The 15,911-nt window shown below is 46.0% G+C and carries 16 protein-coding genes; 13 read left to right on the forward strand and 3 right to left on the reverse strand.

The features are described from left to right. The first annotated feature begins 3 nt into the window (after nucleotides 1–3). The 7 genes from rpsI to OU814_RS07695 all read left to right on the forward strand — a co-directional run bounded on the left by rpsI (nucleotide 4) and on the right by OU814_RS07695 (nucleotide 3,980). A complete protein-coding gene (gene rpsI / locus OU814_RS07665; RefSeq protein WP_017289522.1) occupies nucleotides 4–411 on the forward strand; it encodes a 30S ribosomal protein S9 in 408 nt (135 codons plus the stop codon). Between the two features lie 39 nt (nucleotides 412–450). Then, nucleotides 451–669, forward strand: coding sequence for a 50S ribosomal protein L31 (gene rpmE, locus OU814_RS07670; RefSeq protein ID WP_190647597.1), 219 nt, complete (start codon nucleotides 451–453; stop codon nucleotides 667–669). Between the two features lie 92 nt (nucleotides 670–761). Next, entirely contained in the window at nucleotides 762–1,877 is a 1,116-nt protein-coding gene (prfA, locus tag OU814_RS07675; RefSeq protein WP_268181673.1) for a peptide chain release factor 1, read from the forward strand. 45 nt (nucleotides 1,878–1,922) lie between these two features. Next, nucleotides 1,923–2,132 (forward strand): hypothetical protein, encoded by a 210-nt coding sequence (locus OU814_RS07680; protein WP_268181675.1) that lies wholly within the window; start codon nucleotides 1,923–1,925, stop codon nucleotides 2,130–2,132. Between the two features lie 439 nt (nucleotides 2,133–2,571). Next, nucleotides 2,572–3,192, forward strand: a complete 621-nt coding sequence (locus tag OU814_RS07685; protein WP_268181677.1) for a Uma2 family endonuclease — start codon at nucleotides 2,572–2,574, stop codon at nucleotides 3,190–3,192. 165 nt (nucleotides 3,193–3,357) lie between these two features. Next, nucleotides 3,358–3,630 (forward strand): hypothetical protein, encoded by a 273-nt coding sequence (locus OU814_RS07690; protein WP_017289516.1) that lies wholly within the window; start codon nucleotides 3,358–3,360, stop codon nucleotides 3,628–3,630. Nucleotides 3,631–3,632: 2 nt separating this feature from the next. Then, nucleotides 3,633–3,980, forward strand: coding sequence for a toxin-antitoxin system TumE family protein (locus OU814_RS07695; RefSeq protein ID WP_268181679.1), 348 nt, complete (start codon nucleotides 3,633–3,635; stop codon nucleotides 3,978–3,980). A gap of 72 nt (nucleotides 3,981–4,052) precedes the next feature. On the opposite strand, the gene OU814_RS07700 is transcribed toward OU814_RS07695, so the two are convergent. Beyond that, on the reverse strand, nucleotides 4,053–4,646 hold the full coding sequence (locus OU814_RS07700; RefSeq protein WP_268181681.1) for a PIN domain-containing protein: 594 nt from the start codon (nucleotides 4,644–4,646) through the stop codon (nucleotides 4,053–4,055). 210 nt (nucleotides 4,647–4,856) lie between these two features. Here OU814_RS07700 and OU814_RS07705 point away from each other — a divergent pair, with 210 nt between their 5' ends. Beyond that, nucleotides 4,857–7,613 (forward strand): AAA family ATPase, encoded by a 2,757-nt coding sequence (locus tag OU814_RS07705; protein ID WP_268181683.1) that lies wholly within the window; start codon nucleotides 4,857–4,859, stop codon nucleotides 7,611–7,613. A 13-nt stretch (nucleotides 7,614–7,626) separates the two neighbouring features. Here the strand turns inward: OU814_RS07705 and OU814_RS07710 are convergent, their stop codons facing one another. Next, nucleotides 7,627–8,910 (reverse strand): Glu/Leu/Phe/Val family dehydrogenase, encoded by a 1,284-nt coding sequence (locus OU814_RS07710; protein WP_017289512.1) that lies wholly within the window; start codon nucleotides 8,908–8,910, stop codon nucleotides 7,627–7,629. 179 nt (nucleotides 8,911–9,089) lie between these two features. On the opposite strand from OU814_RS07710, the gene OU814_RS07715 reads away from it, so the two are divergent. The 4 genes from OU814_RS07715 to OU814_RS07730 all read left to right on the forward strand — a co-directional run bounded on the left by OU814_RS07715 (nucleotide 9,090) and on the right by OU814_RS07730 (nucleotide 13,388). Then, nucleotides 9,090–9,851 (forward strand): SDR family oxidoreductase, encoded by a 762-nt coding sequence (locus OU814_RS07715; RefSeq protein ID WP_017289511.1) that lies wholly within the window; start codon nucleotides 9,090–9,092, stop codon nucleotides 9,849–9,851. 129 nt (nucleotides 9,852–9,980) lie between these two features. Beyond that, a complete protein-coding gene (locus tag OU814_RS07720) occupies nucleotides 9,981–10,643 on the forward strand; it encodes an HAS-barrel domain-containing protein (protein WP_017289510.1) in 663 nt (220 codons plus the stop codon). 55 nt (nucleotides 10,644–10,698) lie between these two features. Next, entirely contained in the window at nucleotides 10,699–12,789 is a 2,091-nt protein-coding gene (locus OU814_RS07725) for a cation:proton antiporter domain-containing protein (protein WP_268181686.1), read from the forward strand. 203 nt (nucleotides 12,790–12,992) lie between these two features. Next, entirely contained in the window at nucleotides 12,993–13,388 is a 396-nt protein-coding gene (locus tag OU814_RS07730; protein WP_017289508.1) for a response regulator, read from the forward strand. Between the two features lie 56 nt (nucleotides 13,389–13,444). Here the strand turns inward: OU814_RS07730 and OU814_RS07735 are convergent, their stop codons facing one another. Then, nucleotides 13,445–13,639, reverse strand: a complete 195-nt coding sequence (locus OU814_RS07735) for a hypothetical protein (protein WP_017289507.1) — start codon at nucleotides 13,637–13,639, stop codon at nucleotides 13,445–13,447. A 122-nt stretch (nucleotides 13,640–13,761) separates the two neighbouring features. Here OU814_RS07735 and uvrC point away from each other — a divergent pair, with 122 nt between their 5' ends. Continuing rightward, the gene (uvrC, locus tag OU814_RS07740) at nucleotides 13,762–15,741 is read left to right on the forward strand and encodes an excinuclease ABC subunit UvrC (RefSeq protein ID WP_268181689.1); all 1,980 of its coding nucleotides are present in this window, start codon (nucleotides 13,762–13,764) and stop codon (nucleotides 15,739–15,741) included. Nucleotides 15,742–15,911: the final 170 nt, after the last annotated feature.

Genomic DNA, 15,911 nt, shown 5'->3' on the forward strand with positions numbered 1-15,911 from the left:
TCCATGCAAGCAACTGAAGGAAGAGTGATGTATCAAGGAACGGGTCGTCGCAAATCTGCGATCGCTCGTGTCCGTCTCGTTCCCGGCGAAGGCAACATCGTCGTTAACGGCAAGCCTGGAGATCTTTATCTCCAATTCAACCAGGAGTACATCTCGGGTGCGAAAGCTCCCCTGGAAACCTTGGGCTTAGAAGCGGAATACGATATTCTCGTCAACGCTCATGGTGGTGGTTTGACCGGACAAGCAGACGCGATCCGCATGGGTGTTGCACGCGCACTGTGCCAACTCGACCCTGAGAACCGGAAGCCGTTGAAAGTCGAAGGCTATTTGACTCGCGATCCGAGAGCGAAAGAGCGGAGAAAGTACGGCTTGCGCAAAGCTCGGAAAGCTCCTCAATACTCGAAACGCTAATTGTTACACTGTATTTGAAGCGGATTTGGAGATAAGGCAATGGCAAAACCAGGTATTCATCCAGCGTGGTATCCCGAAGCAAAGGTTTACTGCAATGGTGAAGTTGTAGCGGTCGTGGGTTCGACCAAGCCTGAACTACATGTGGATGTATGGTCTGGCAATCACCCGTTCTTCACGGGAACTCAGAAGATTATTGACACTGAGGGTCGTGTGGAGCGCTTCTTGCGGAAGTATGGCATGAGCGACGAACAGAAGTAGCGAGATTTAGGTTGATTGATGTGACGATCGCGTTTTGAGTTGCCGCGATTGTCTTTTCGCCTAAATTTTTTCTACTTTTTTCCGAGGCTACTATGGCTGAAGCATATTTGATTGACAAATTAAATTCCGTTGAGCAGACCTTTAACGAATTGACGCGGAAACTTGCTGACCCGGATATCGCCCGAGATCCGGGCGAGTTTCAGCGGGTCGCAAAATCGCGATCGGCGTTAGAGGAAACGGTCAACACCTATGAGCTTTGGCGCAAGACTGAGCAAGATTTAGCAGGCGCACGTCAGATCGTCAAAGAATCCGGCGGCGATATTGAACTGCAACAAATGGCGGCAATGGAGGCGGAAGAACTCCAAGAAAAGCTGCAAGAGTTAGAAAATCGATTGAAAATTCTGCTGCTTCCCAGTGATCCGAATGATGACAGGAACATCATGTTGGAAATTCGGGCGGGCACCGGTGGAGATGAAGCCAGCATTTGGGCTGGGGATTTGGTGAGAATGTACTCGCGGTATGCGGAGCGTCAAGGCTGGCGCATCAAAATGGCGAGTGAATCCCTAGCTGAAGGTTTGGGCGGATTCAAAGAAGCCATTATGGAAATTCAAGGCGATCGCGTCTATAGCAAATTGAAGTTTGAGGCAGGTGTTCACCGGGTGCAGCGCGTTCCGGTCACTGAAGCTTCTGGACGAGTTCATACTTCAACTGCAACTGTCGCAATTATGCCGGAAGTGGATGATGTGGAAATTCACATTGACCCGAAAGACATTGAAATGAAGACGGCACGATCCGGTGGTGCGGGTGGTCAGAACGTCAACAAAGTTGAAACTGCGGTCGATTTGATTCACAAGCCGACGGGAATTCGGGTGTTTTGTACCGAGGAGCGATCGCAGCTTCAGAACCGGGAACGCGCGATGCAAATTCTGCGAGCGAAGTTGTATGAGATCAAGTTGCGAGAGCAGCAAGATGCGATCACTTCGATGCGGCGATCGCAGGTTGGGACAGGAGAGCGATCGGAGAAGATTCGGACTTACAATTACAAAGACAACCGTGTAACGGATCATCGATTAGGGCAAAACTTTGCCTTGAATCCGGTGCTAGAAGGCGATCTCGAAGATGTGATCGAGACTTGCATCTCTCAAGATCAGCAAGAGCGATTAGAGCAATTGGCGGCTGAGAGCGGCAACGAAGCCGCTGTGAAGTAAGAGAATTGTGGACGATCGCAATAATTCCAATCGAGAAATCGAATCGTGAATAGTACACAGCAACTCTTAGCATCCTTTGAACAATTATCGGAAACAGAAAAGCAACAAGTTGCGGCAGAAATTTTGCGGCGAACAATGAATCTAGATCTGCCTCCACTCTTGGATGAAGAATTAAATTTATGTGCAGAGGCAGTATTCTTAAGCCTGGACGAATTTGAGGCTGAGAATGAGCAGCAGTACACCGAATCGCGGTGAAGTTTGGTTAGTAGATTTGGGCTATGTCGCGAAAGTGCGCCTCTGTCTTGTGATGAATATTCCGATTGAAGATATCGATTGAGCTTTAGTCAGTTTAGTCCCTCATACCACTCGCCCAAGAGGATCAAGGTTTGAAGTTGATATTCAGGCAAGATTTTTGCGTCCGGGTGTTTTTGATGGGCAGAATCTCGTCACTGCTTCAGAGGCAAAGTTGATTAGGAAGTTGGGGGCACTTTCAAACGAGCAATTAGCACAAGTTGAAGAAGCAGTAAAATTCTGGCTTGGTCTAGATTCTTGATACATTTTGAATTTTGAAGAGGCGATCGCTCACAAAGGAATCAGCTATGGAATGGCTATGGGGTCAGAAAAAGTGTTGTACGATCGCATTAATTCCCAATCGAGAGATCGAATCGTGAAAAGATGATCAATTGAGGTAACGATGGTTTCTGTAACGATAGCAACCGACTTTACATTTGATGATTTCATCGAGTGGTATCCGGAAAACTCGACCACTCGATATGAATTGCATGATGGTGAGATTGTTGAGATGCCAAATCCAACAGGCAAGCATTCAAAAGTTGCAGGATTTGTCTTAAGTAAGCTGATTCTAGAAATTGCTCGCTTGGGTCTACCTTACTTTATTCCTACAGAATGCGTTGTGCGATCCTCCGATGCGCGATCGGGTTACAAACCAGATGTGATTGTTTTGGATGAGAATGCGATCGCAGATGATCCTCGATGGGATAAAGAATCTGTCATTACACAGGGAAGCTCTGTTCGTCTGATCGTTGAAGTTGTCAGCACAAACTGGGCTGATGATTATGCCAGGAAACTGGAAGAATATGAGAGCCTTGGAATTGCTGAATACTGGATTGTAGATTATCTGGGCTTAGGCGGAAAACGCTTTATCGGATCTCCGAAAATGCCAACGGTTTCGGTTTATCAATTGATTGATGGCGAGTATCAAGTCAAACAGTTTCGGGGAAGTGAGAGAATCGAGTCACCCACTTTTTCAGAATTAACTCTCACAGTTGAACAGCTTGTTCAGGCTGGAGCTTAGTATTTGACTGTATCAGGAAGTGAGTTTGAATTTTGACGATCGCGATCGCCTCGTTGAAATCGAAATTCTAAGCATCATCAATCGCATTGCTTTGACAGATTTCAACAAGATTCAGGGTAATGTATCGGCATAAAATGTTTTTTCAGGATGCCCAGGAGAGACAGCATGAATCAGAAATTAGTCGAATCACTGGCACAGATCATCCTCTCTCTGTCTGCTGAAGAGAGACAACTTCTAGAGGAATCCATTCAATCTCCAATTGCAAAAGAAGTAAAAGAAATTGGTGAACGATTGAAGAGGTTTGAGGAAACCTATCAGATGTCTTCAGAGCGGTTCTATCAAAAGTTTCAGGCTGGTGAACTTGGGGACTCGATCGACTTTTTTGAGTGGAATACTTACTACGAAATGTATCGCTCAGCGCAATTGCAAGCTTCTTAAAGATGGACTTACATCAGTACATTGCGAGTATTAAAGCAAAGCTGAATGCAAGTTCAATCATTTCGTCGATCGAAATTGTGGATGAGCGCGTGTTATTCGATCGAGGTTACTTTCGTGCAAGATTAACGCTGAGTAACGAAGATTTTCTGGAGATTGCAGAATCCTTCACGGCTCAGAATGATCAAATCGCAACGTTAGACTATCGCTATCAGTGGCTGGATAGCACTAAACAAACTCTTAGAAAGCGTTGGGATAGTGTCAAACATTTTCCAGATTTGCCTAATTTTCCTCATCATGTCCATATTGGTTCGGAATCCAACGTTGAGCCGGGGCAATCTCGCAGCATCTAAGAACTGATTAAGCATATAGAGAATGAGTTCAGGCGAGATGAGTAGATTTCATAGGCAAGAATTTATCTAATACTAAAAGTTATACGTAATCCGATTGTTTACTTCAGCGACTTTACCGTGTAGAAACATATCATTGATCACTGAATCGAGATCTTGTTGATTCACCTTATGAGGACGCATGATTGATTTAACGTATTGAGACAGAGCGTTGCGACTTCGAGGACGACACTTATCTTCAATTTTTAAGAGCTTTGTCATCACTTGCATCATTAATTTTTCCCGCTGAGAAGAACCGTTATTCTGCTGAGATAGGGCTTTGACACATTCAATTCTTCGACAGGAAATTTTGCGATTGCAGAGATATCGAATTAGCGGATCGTAACCTTTGTCTTTAGAAAGTACTGTAAACGAAAGCTTAGGATTCACTTGGCTTAATTGCCCCAGATAAAAAGCGATATGAAAATCTAGAGAATTGTTGCCCTTGCCTTCGATTTTGATCCACTCGATCGCATTACCAAATGGCTGCGCTGCTTGAACAAGTTCTAGGGGCAGTTTGCTTTGAGACTGTCCGACAAAAATTTTGATCTGAAGCTCCTGTTCCTGAATGATGGATAGATCAAGGGTCTGGACGTTCTCATAATCAACTAGCAAAACTGATGTGCCCATTGTCTCAATGCTTAAAATAGTTAAAAAATAAGCTTTGTCTTATTTCTCCCCTGAATTCGTCAAAATTATCAGAGCGAATCGCGATCGCATATCACGCTCAAGTTGCAAGCCGTTTGGATTTGTGCGATCGACAATTTCGCGATCGACGTTAGAATCTATTCCATTGCCATTTTTAGATCAGAACATCTGATCTGCCGTAGAATCAAAACTATGGAAATTCTCTCGGTTAGCCTCAAAAACTTCAAGTTTCACAGCGATCGCTCGTTCTCGTTTCAACCGGGAACGAATGCAATTTGTGGCGAAAATGGTGCGGGCAAAACCAGCATTCTCGAAGCGATCGCTTGGGTGCTATTCGACTATTCGGGTGCGTATACCAAAGATGATTTGATCCGCAATGGCTCTAATAGTGCCCAAGTTGCAGTCAATTTTGTTTCCAATCGGGATCAGCGAACTTATACTGTCACGCGCTGTACTCGATCGAGCTATACGATTTACGATCCAGAACTAGATGAACGGCTGGATTACACCAAGAAAGAAGACGTTTTACCTTGGTTAAGAGAACATCTAGGAGTGCCAGCCGGAACAAATTTAGGGCAATTGTTTCGCAATACGATCGGGGTTCCGCAAGGGACATTTACAATCGACTTTCTTGGCACTGCTGAGGAGCGCAAAAAAGTCTTTGATCCGATTCTCAAAGTCGAAGAATACAAGAAAGTATTCAAAGAGTTAGGCGACTTAGAGAAGTTCGCAAAAGCACAGTCTGAAAGCTTAGAGCGCGATATTCAGCAGTATGACGAATCCTTGCAAGAATGGGATGAACTTACCGCGACTCAACAGGGACTGACGCAAACCATTTTGCAGATTCAGACGGATTTGAACCACTGGCAGCAGCGCCATGAAGAGTTAAAAGATGAGCAAGCTAAATGGAGCGAAATTGAATCGCAAGTTCAGCAAGTTACTTTACAGCTAGAGACGGTTTCGGGACAGATTCGAGCCGAACAGTTGAATGTCGATCGCTTAAAAACAGAACTAGACCGTGCTGAGAAATCTGTGGCTCTCTGCACAGAGCGGCGGGATAGCTATCAAGCTTACACACAAGCTGATCAAGCATTACAAGAATTTGATCGAAGTCGATCGCAGCAAGAAAAGCTACTCAAAGAACGGCAAAAGCTAGCTGAGTCTTTGGGAGCCTATCAGACGAAGCTTGCTGTTCTAGCACAGAAGGGAGAGCGGCGATCTCAGATTGAAACTGAACTCAAACAACTCGAACCTTTAATTGAGCAACAATCTCAGCTTGAGCAAGAGCAAAGCCAACTCAATGAAAAGCTGCAATCCTGTCAAAGCTGGAAGCAAACCATTCAACGCGATGAGAAACGACTCGCACAACTTCAGCAGCGCCAAAAGCAGTTAGGAGAAGAGATTGAGCGACTAGAAGGCTTAGGTGCGATCGTCAAACAAATTCCTCAACTTGAAGAACAACAAAGCCGCTATCAGCAACAACTGAGCCGGATCGAAGCTGCGACTCAATTCGATTCTGATCTGCGTCAAATTCTGGCGCAGGCTCAACATCGCGAAGGAATTCAAGCGAATCATATTCAGACAGCAACTTTAACCTTACAAGAGCTACAGCAGGCAGCCCCATCCTGGCAGCCTCGAATTGAAAGTGTTCTCGCTACGATCGCAAATAGCTCAAAACTCAACAATCATCTTATGCGCGATCTGCAAGGCATTTTAGATGATTTATCTGAACAGCTACTTGCCGATCGCTTAAAACAACGCTTAGCTGAAGTTCAGACTCAACTTAAAACGATTCGAGAACAGGAATCGCAATATCGTAAGCTTGAGGCAAAATTTGACGAAGAAGAAAAGCTAGATAGTGAGATTGCAGAACTGCGATCGCTGATCACCGAACATCAATCTCAATTATCAGCAGAACCAGAACTGAGAGAGCAAGTTGCTCATCTCGCTGGACAGCTTCAGATGTTAGAAAATCCTCGCGGACGAAGCAGTATTTTACAAAAGGAACTCAAAACGCTGACTCAGCTTGATTCAGAACTCCTGAAAGCTCAAGCTGATTTGAAGCAAGCAGAAGACGAAATCAAAACGATCGATGATTCTTTGCAAGCCTTTGAGAACCTAGCTGATCAAATTCGAGAACAGCAGCTTCGACGCGATCAGTACAAAGAAGACTATCAAATCTATCTCGAACATCAGCAATCGGCAAATAGCTTCAAAGGGCGTAAAGTACAGCACGAAGACGCGATCGCGCAACTCAAACAGCTAGAAGAAAAGCAAGCAGAATTCACAAATCAGAAAGCTCAACTGGCTGAAACTTATGATCCTGAGCAAGTTAAAGCAATCAAAACCGGATATGAAGAAGCAAACAATCAACGGATTTCGCTCAGTACTCGATTACCAATAGAATCTCAGCGTTTAGAAGAATGTGAAACCCGACTTTCTAAACTCAAAACCATTCAGCAAAAGCGCACAGAAACTCAGGCTCAACTCAAACAAAAGCAAAAAACCGAACGCTTCATCAAAGCCGCTCGAAAATTCTACAAAGAAGCGGCTCCACGGATTACAGAGCGCTATGTTCAAAGCATTTCCCATGAAGCCGATCGCTTATTCCGTGAATTGCTCAATCGTCCCAATGTCGCTCTCGAATGGACACGCGACTACGAAATTATGGTTCAAGAAGGCGCACATTCTCGGAGATTTATCAATCTCTCAGGGGGTGAGCAGATGTGTGCTGCTTTAGCAGTTCGTTTAGCTCTACTCAAAGTACTAGCAGACATCGATATCGCATTCTTCGATGAGCCGACAACTAATATGGATCGCCCAAGGAGAGAGAGCCTAGCAGAAGCGATCGCGAATATCAAATCCTTCCGACAGCTTTTTGTGATTAGCCACGACGATACATTCGAGAAAGTCACCGAAAATGTCATCCTCGTTGAGCGCGAAGCCTAACCAGAATTCTACTTCAATCACTGGTGTAATAGTGGCGAGTTCCTTTTGCATCGATCGCTTCTCCCAATCGTCGCAAAGCATGAACATAAGCGGCAGTACGGATTGAAATCGAAAGCTCTTTGGCAATTTCCCAAATCTGCTGCGCCTCTGCTACCATTTTTTGCTGAAGTGACTGATTCACCTCACCTAATGTCCAGTACAGTCCATTCCGGTTCTGCACCCACTCAAAGTAGCTCACCGTCACACCCCCCGCATTGACCAGAATATCAGGGAATACATAAATCCCTTTCTGCTCCAAAATAGCATCCGCAGCAGAGTTAATCGGACCATTTGCTAGCTCAAAAATGAGCTTTGCTTTGATATTGTGTGCATTCACCTCTGTAATCTGATTTTCTAAGGCAGCAGGTAATAGAATATCGACCTCTAGCTCTAGTAATTCTTCATTCGTAATACGCTCGTGTTCTGCAATGTTGCACACACTGCCCTGACAGTAAACCGCTTGAATTTCACGGGTCGAATTCTTATGTTGGCGAATGCTCGGAATATCAAGTCCGTCTTTCGAGTAAATTGCTCCCTTAGAATCACTCACCGCGACGACCTTACAGCCTGCACGGTACGCTAATTCAGCGATCGTTGCTCCCGCATTGCCAAATCCTTGCACTGCTACCGTTGTTTCGGTTGGGCGCATATCGAACTTCGGTAACATTGCCTCGATCGTAAACCAGGCTCCCAATGCAGTTGCCGCATCTCGTCCCAAACTCCCCCCCATCGTGATCGGTTTTCCAGTCACCACTCCAGGCACATTCTGCCGCCGAATGATGCTGTACTGATCCATCATCCAGCCCATCACCATGGCATTCGTGTAGACATCAGGAGCCAGAATATCCACATCAGGTCCAATAAAATCTGCGATCGCATCAATATATCCGCGGCTCAATCGCTCTAATTCCAACCGCGACATCTCTTTGGGATTCACAGCAATCCCACCTTTTGCGCCTCCGAACGGCAAATTTAACACCGCACACTTAAACGTCATCCAAAATGCCAAAGACTGAACTTCATCGAGCGTTACATTCGGATGGTATCGCACCCCACCTTTTCCGGCTCCACGCGAATCGTCATACCGGACTCGATGCCCTTGAAACACTCGCAATGAGCCATTGTCCATTCGCACAGGAATCGACACAGAAAGAGAAGCTTTCGGGTATTTCAAAGACTCGATCGCGTCTTCTGACAATGTTGTATGCTTCAAAGCTTGCTGTAATCGTTGTGAAGCGTCAGCAAATAGGGAGGACATAACCAACTCCGCAGACTATAATTTTTAGCCTACCAAGTCATGAGAACCTAAAGAGATTAAGAATTAATTGCGATCGTAAAATTCCGAAATTCTTCGTGTCATCGCATCTGAACAATCCTTTGTCAATGAGAGTTCAAGATTGTTAGACTGTGCGAGAAATTTCCAGGAGATAAAGACTCATGAAAGTTCAAGGTGCGATCGCGCTGGTCACTGGAGCAAATGGTGGAATTGGACGGCATTTTGTCGAGACATTGAGAACCGCTGATGCGGCAAAAATTTATGTTTGCGCTCGCAGCATTGCAAAATTAGAGTCACTGGTCGCGCTCGATCCTGATCGCATTGTTCCAATCGAACTGGAAGTGACGAACCCCGAATCTGTACAGGCGGCTGCCGCACAATGTTCTGATGTCACTCTATTGATCAACAATGCTGGCACTTCTTTAAATCAAGGCATCATTGCCGCTGATAATCTAGACAGCGCACGTGCAGAACTCGAAGTAAACTACTTCGGACTGTGCCATATGTGTCGAGCCTTTGCTCCCGTTTTGAAAGCAAATGGCGGAGGGACGATCGTGAATGTTCTTTCTTTACTTGCAAAAGTCAATCTTCCCTTCAGTGGCTCATACAGTGCTTCAAAAGCCGCAGCACTCTCAGCAACTCACTGTATTCGGGCAGAGCTAGGCAGTCAAGGAACTTTAGTGGTAGCAGTCATGCCAGGAACAGTCGATACAGATTTAGCAAAAGACTGGCCCGATCCGAAAGTTTCTCCCGCAGAGGTTGCCCAGGCTGCGATTCGAGCAGTTGAAGAACAACTCGAAGATGTTTATCCAGGTGAGCAAGCGACTCAAGTTTCAGGACAACTTTTACAAGACCCAAAAGGGGTCGAAAAGTATCTTGCCACTTTCTTACCCGGCATGGAACTAGCTGGAACCCAAGCTTAGCTCGATCGCAGCAGAAGTCAGAGTCTTCAAAAAACTCTGACTTCTCAGCCTAAGCCGGATCTAGTCGCGTATTGGATCGTAAACAAACAGACCTGCTATGCTCAAGACACGCTGAATTCGTGAGCATCTATGCGGCTTCCTCTTCCTCAATTTTCTGCTCAAAATCGCCCTGCAAACCATATTGCAGAAGTGATCGAGACAGCAACCACTGAATTTCTCGCTCAGTGTCTTGAACCAGACGATCTTGCTTTTCCGGTGATGCCTCCGTTTGGAAGTTGGGTAAAAGCGATCGATGAAGAATCGAATAATCTCATTTATGCGGTGGTCTATCATGCCACCACTAGCCCGATCGACACCGTTCACCGCGCGCGCGCATTAGGGATGTCCATGCAAGAACTGCGCGAACAACAGCCGCAGATTTTTGCCATGCTCAGAACGGAATTTCGATCCGCGATCGTCGGTTATCAAGCAGGCGGAAATAAAAAGAACGGCTCAAAAGGCGGAACGCTTTATCAACATCTTCCCCCTCGTCCCCCTCAGATTCATCAAGCCGTTTATGCTTGCGATTCAGATGAGATTATTGAATTTAGTAACGAACTTGATTTTCTCAGAACCTTGCTGCAAGTTGGAAGCGCTCCGGTCGATGCTTTAACAGCAGCAGCAATTCGCGAAATTTATCAGTTGCGAAAAGCCGATCGTGCTTGGCTGGTACAGGCCGGGCGAATGCTCAGCTTATTGTTAAAAGATGATTACGATCGCCTCAGAGTCATTCTCAGCCAAATTCACCTCTAGATAGAGTTTGGCAGGCATCTGGATCGATACACATTAAGTTTATGCACATGAATCTATGTTATTGCTAACCGCTGGCTTGTTTCAAGAACCGATTGTTGCCTTCGTGATTCTGCTGGCGGTTATTCTCGTCGTTCCTTTGATATTTGAGCGATTACGCCTGCCAGGATTAGTCGGCTTACTTGCCGCAGGAGTCGCATTAGGACCCAATGGTCTGAATATTTTTCAGACCGAGTCTGAAACAATGAATCTACTCTCGGACATCGGACTGATTTATTTGATGTTTGTGGCAGGACTAGAAATTGATATTGACCAATTTACACGCACTCGAAACCGCTCGATTGGATTTGGGACTTTTACTTTTTTAGTTCCATTAATCGTCGGAACGATCGTGGGTCGATTGTTTGGATTTGATTGGAACCCTGCTATTTTGATAGGTTCTTTGTTTGCGTCTCACACCTTACTTGCTTATCCGATCGTCAGTCGGCTAGGTATCGTCAATAATGAAGCCGTGACCGTCACGATTGGCGCAACGATTTTTACTGATATTGGCGCGTTGCTGGTTTTAGCAATCTGTATCGGAATTCATGCAGGAGATTTCACAGTCTTCAAGCTGTTCACACTCTTGGGAGCGTTAGGGATTTATACGATCGTGATTCTTGTCGGGTTTGACAAAGCAGGACGTGAATTCTTTAAACGCTCTGGCGATGAAGAAGGCAATCAATTTCTTTTTGTGCTACTCGCCGTATTTCTCGCATCAGTTGGAGCACAACTGATTGGCGTTGAAAAGATTGTCGGTGCGTTTCTGTCGGGGCTTGCCGTCAATCGGGTGGTCGGCGATACCCCGGTCAAAGAGAAAGTTGTCTTTGTCGGCAGTGTTTTGTTTATTCCGATTTTCTTTGTGGACATGGGATTGCTGATTCGGGTTCCGGTGTTTATTCAAAGTTTGAGCGATCCGAAATTACTAGGACTGACGATCGCGATCGTGGTCGGTCTAATTTTCAGCAAAATGGCGGCGGCAGTTCTGGCAAAACTGGCATATCGCTACAGTTGGACAGAGATGATGGTGATGGGATCGCTGTCTCTGCCTCAAGTTGCTGCCACACTTGCTGCTACCTTAGTTGGCTATCGGGCTGGATTGCTGACAGAAGGCGTTCTCAACAGTGTGATTGTGCTGATGTTAGTCACTTCGACACTCGGTCCGATTCTGACTGCCCGATTCGCCACCGAACTTCAAGCCGAAACCGTCGAAGATTTACCCCCCACGCTTGCTGATCCAGTTTGGATCAGTCAAATGACCGTCTTAGTCCCGGTGTACAACCCGAATACCGAAGCGAACTTGCTAGAATTAGCCGCGTTAATTGCCCGATCGCATTCGGGGCGATTAATTCCATTTGCCGTCGCATTTTCTCAATCGCATCTTAACTCCTCACAGATGCAAGAACGCCTCGATCGCAGTGAATTACTGCTCGAACGGGCAACTCAATTCGCGCAATCGTTTGATGTTGAAGTCTCACCGATTCTTCGCATTGATGATCGCATCGCTCAAGGCATCACTCGTGCGAGCCGAGAACATCACGCGAATCTAATCATCATGGGCTGGGGACGACAAAGCCGATTTGGAGAACGATTATTTAGAACGATCGTCAGCGATGTCTTGTATGCTGCTCCTTGTCCTGTTGCCGTGGCGCGTTTGCTCAAATCGCCAAGTCAATTTCAGAAAATTCTGATCCCGATAGAAAATCTGACATTGCGATCGATTTCTGCTCTCCAATTTGCGCTGAACATTGCAACTGCGACAAACGGGCAAATGACACTGATGCATGTTTGCGGTCGAGCCACTTCTGCAAGCAAAATTGCCTGGATCAGATCCCAACTCGACCTCCTCGTTGAAAAGCTAGCTCCCCAAGTCGAGCAGATCGCCACCGAAATTGTAATTATCCCCGAGGACGATATCGGACGAGCGATCGTTGCTGCCTCAAAATCTTTTGACCTACTGATTTTACGGTCGTCTCAGACTCCCAATACAGCCGGAGGATTGATTTTGGGTAATCTCGTCTCCCAAATTTCAGTACAAATCCAATGCTCGATGATTTTATTCGATGAGCCTGAAGTTGTCGATCGTCCGCTCTTGCTCCCCAACTCCTAAGTTCATACGGATCTTAAATTAATCTCTAATTTTTCTAAAGTTTGCCGATTAGACTTGATTTGCTGAGACAGCCATGTGAAATTTGATACATAAAGGACTGTTTCGGGTAATTTATTCCCCAGATTTAAGCCTATGAATTGGCGAATTACTCTCGCTATTTCTCCACGTTGACCGAAAATAGAGTCAACAAGGGTGCATACGAGATGACAACTGATCAAGAAACAGGAGCGATCGATTCGATCCGAATTCTACTCATTGAGGACAATGAGCCAAACCGACGATTACTCGAAGATTATCTGGTCTACCAGGGCTTTGAAGTGCAATCGTTGGCAACGGGAACAGGCTTTGAACGCGCATTGACGGACTTCAAACCTCAAATTGTCCTGCTAGATTTGAAGCTACCAGACATGGATGGATGTGACATTTTAGAGCGCATGCAGGAGTCTCCAGACTGGCGGGAGATTCCCGTGATTGTGGTCTCGGCTCGTGCATTTATCGCAGATCAGCGCCGAGCGCTAGGTTTAGGAGCACAACGATATTTAGTCAAACCGATTCGACTCTTAGAATTGCTTGAGGTGATTCGATCCGTGCTTGGATAAGCAAAAATCGGGGGCGACATGAATTTCTCGCTCCCGATCGCTGCAATCAAAAACCTTTAGACGATCGTCGTTTCGCTGTCCTGCTGCGTATTGATAAATTGTTCGATCGTCAAACTTAAATTCTTCACGGTATCGCCGGATTCTAAAATCTGAATTTCGAGAGCAGACAGTAAGAGAGTTGCGGTCTGCAATTGGGTGAGCGCTCGTTCAATGTTGTTGCGAGTTTGGCTCTCAAACTCTTGTAGATTCATAGGGGTTGTGGCAAGTCAAGACTGATATCTCGCACTATAGTCACTCGGGTTCGGTGATCGTCACCCTTATCCTTGAGGATTGATTTAAAATTTAAACAATCCCCTCTTAGATAAAGTTTTAAGTGACTGATCACCCTGAAACTCCGTTACTAATCGATGATCTCGAACGTTTAGAGACTCGGCTAAAAGAAATTCCGCAAGAGCCGGGTGTGTATTACATGCGCGATCGTACGGATCAAATTCTCTATATTGGTAAGTCGAAACGACTGCGATCGCGGCTCCGGTCTTATTTCAATGGTCATGATACTCGACCCCGAATCGCGCTGATGATGCGCCAAGTGGTCGAAATCGAAGTGATTGTGACCGATACTGAAGCAGAAGCTTTAGCATTAGAGGCAAACCTGATTCGTCAACATCAGCCGCACTTTAATGTGTTGTTGAAAGATGACAAGAAATATCCCTACCTTTGTATCACCTGGTCAGAGCCGTATCCTCGGATTTTCATTACGCGCAAGCGGCGCATGGCGAAAGAACGCGATCGCTATTATGGGCCTTATGTGGATAGCCGCACGCTGCGAACCACGTTGCATTTGGTGAAACGCATCTTTCCGCTGCGCCAACGTCCCCAACCTTTATTCAAAGATCGTCCTTGTCTCAATTACGATATTGGGCGCTGTCCGGGCGTTTGTCAGGCTTTAATCTCGTCTGAGGATTACCGGAAAACAGTTCAGAAAGTCGCCATGATTTTCCAGGGCCGAACTCGCGAACTGGAAGAATCTCTGATGGCTCAAATGGAAGTTGCCGCAGAGAATTTGAACTTTGAACATGCGGCACGACTGCGAGATCAGATTGCAGGCTTGAAAAGCTTGAGTGCAGAGCAAAAAGTTGCGTTACCCGATGACACGATTTCACGAGATGCGATCGCGCTTGCGGCTGACGATCAGCACGCCTGCATCCAACTTTTCCAAATCCGGGCAGGCCGCTTGGTTGGGCGATTAGGATTCTTTGCGGATGCTCATGCTGAACCGGGTGCAATCTTGCAGCGCGTGTTAGAAGAACATTACCAAACGGTCGATCCGGTTGAGATTCCGGCGGAAATTCTCGTTCAGCATGAATTACCCGATGGTGAGATGTTGGCGGAGTTTTTGAGCCAAGCGAAAGGGCGAAAAATCTCGATCGTGGCTCCTCAACGTCAAACCAAAGCAGAACTGATTGAAATGGTTGAGCGCAATGCGGGGTTTGAGTTGGCACGAACGCAAAAATTTGCCGATCGTAATACTCAATCGATGCAAGATTTGGCTGAAATCCTTGATCTGCCAGAGTTGCCGCGTCGAATCGAAGGCTATGACATTTCGCATATCCAAGGATCAGATGCAGTGGCATCTCAGGTTGTCTTCATCGATGGGCAACCTGCAAAACAGCATTATCGACATTACAAAATCAAGAATCCAGAAGTGCGATCGGGTCGTTCCGATGACTTTGCCAGTATGGCAGAAGTGATTTCTCGTCGGTTCAAGAAGTACGCGGCAGCAAAAGCGAGAGGTGAAGAGATTGTTGCTGCGTCTCAAACTTCTGCACTGAAATCTCAAACCTCTGCACTGGCTGATTTTCCTGATGTTGTCATGATTGACGGTGGGAAAGGTCAACTTTCAGCCGTTGTCAAGGTGCTGCGCGAGATGAATCTGCTCGAAGATATCAAAGTGATTAGCTTGGCAAAACAGCGAGAAGAGATTTTCTTGCCGGGTGAGTCTTTGCCATTGGAAACGGAAGCAGAACAGCCTGGAGTCCAGCTACTGCGTCGTTTGCGAGATGAGGCACACCGATTTGCAGTCAGCTTCCACCGTCAGCAACGCACAACTCGGATGCGGCGATCGAGCTTAGATGAAATTCCCGGCTTAGGTCATCATCGGCAAAAGCTACTTTTAGCGGAATTTCGATCAATTGATTACATTCGCGAAGCAAGCCCTGAGCAATTAGCCACGGTTCCAGGAATTGGGATGGCGATCGCAAAGCAAATCTATCAATATTTCCATCCCAGTGATGAAGGAATCGACAACATTCCAGAAGCTGAACATTCTACAAACTCTGAAGTAGCTTCCTAAAGCAGCGATTTCTGACATGAAACATCGCTGAAATCCCACTGAAATCCCTGTGCCCTGATTGCTCGGTTACCAATCAAAGTGGCAATGAAAAGTCAATGAAAAACTGAGTTACAACTGAACCTTACATAAAGATTCATATCGAATTGGTAACTTAGATTACTTTTTAATTG

The organism is Leptolyngbya sp. GGD, assembly GCF_026735145.1.
GTDB lineage: Bacteria > Cyanobacteriota > Cyanobacteriia > Leptolyngbyales > Leptolyngbyaceae > Leptolyngbya > Leptolyngbya boryana.

Bases quoted from the DNA above. Each gene is read 5' to 3' on its own strand.
- rpsI (WP_017289522.1), top strand. From the start codon at position 4: ATGCAAGCAACTGAAGGAAGAGTGATGTATCAAGGAACGGGTCGTCGC.
- rpmE (WP_190647597.1), top strand. From the start codon at position 451: ATGGCAAAACCAGGTATTCATCCAGCGTGGTATCCCGAAGCAAAGGTT.
- prfA (WP_268181673.1), top strand. From the start codon at position 762: ATGGCTGAAGCATATTTGATTGACAAATTAAATTCCGTTGAGCAGACC.
- OU814_RS07685 (WP_268181677.1), top strand. From the start codon at position 2,572: ATGGTTTCTGTAACGATAGCAACCGACTTTACATTTGATGATTTCATC.
- OU814_RS07690 (WP_017289516.1), top strand. From the start codon at position 3,358: ATGAATCAGAAATTAGTCGAATCACTGGCACAGATCATCCTCTCTCTG.
- OU814_RS07695 (WP_268181679.1), top strand. From the start codon at position 3,633: ATGGACTTACATCAGTACATTGCGAGTATTAAAGCAAAGCTGAATGCA.
- OU814_RS07700 (WP_268181681.1), bottom strand. From the start codon at position 4,646: ATGGGCACATCAGTTTTGCTAGTTGATTATGAGAACGTCCAGACCCTT.
- OU814_RS07705 (WP_268181683.1), top strand. From the start codon at position 4,857: ATGGAAATTCTCTCGGTTAGCCTCAAAAACTTCAAGTTTCACAGCGAT.
- OU814_RS07710 (WP_017289512.1), bottom strand. From the start codon at position 8,910: ATGTCCTCCCTATTTGCTGACGCTTCACAACGATTACAGCAAGCTTTG.
- OU814_RS07715 (WP_017289511.1), top strand. From the start codon at position 9,090: ATGAAAGTTCAAGGTGCGATCGCGCTGGTCACTGGAGCAAATGGTGGA.
- OU814_RS07720 (WP_017289510.1), top strand. From the start codon at position 9,981: ATGCGGCTTCCTCTTCCTCAATTTTCTGCTCAAAATCGCCCTGCAAAC.
- OU814_RS07725 (WP_268181686.1), top strand. From the start codon at position 10,699: ATGTTATTGCTAACCGCTGGCTTGTTTCAAGAACCGATTGTTGCCTTC.
- OU814_RS07730 (WP_017289508.1), top strand. From the start codon at position 12,993: ATGACAACTGATCAAGAAACAGGAGCGATCGATTCGATCCGAATTCTA.
- OU814_RS07735 (WP_017289507.1), bottom strand. From the start codon at position 13,639: ATGAATCTACAAGAGTTTGAGAGCCAAACTCGCAACAACATTGAACGA.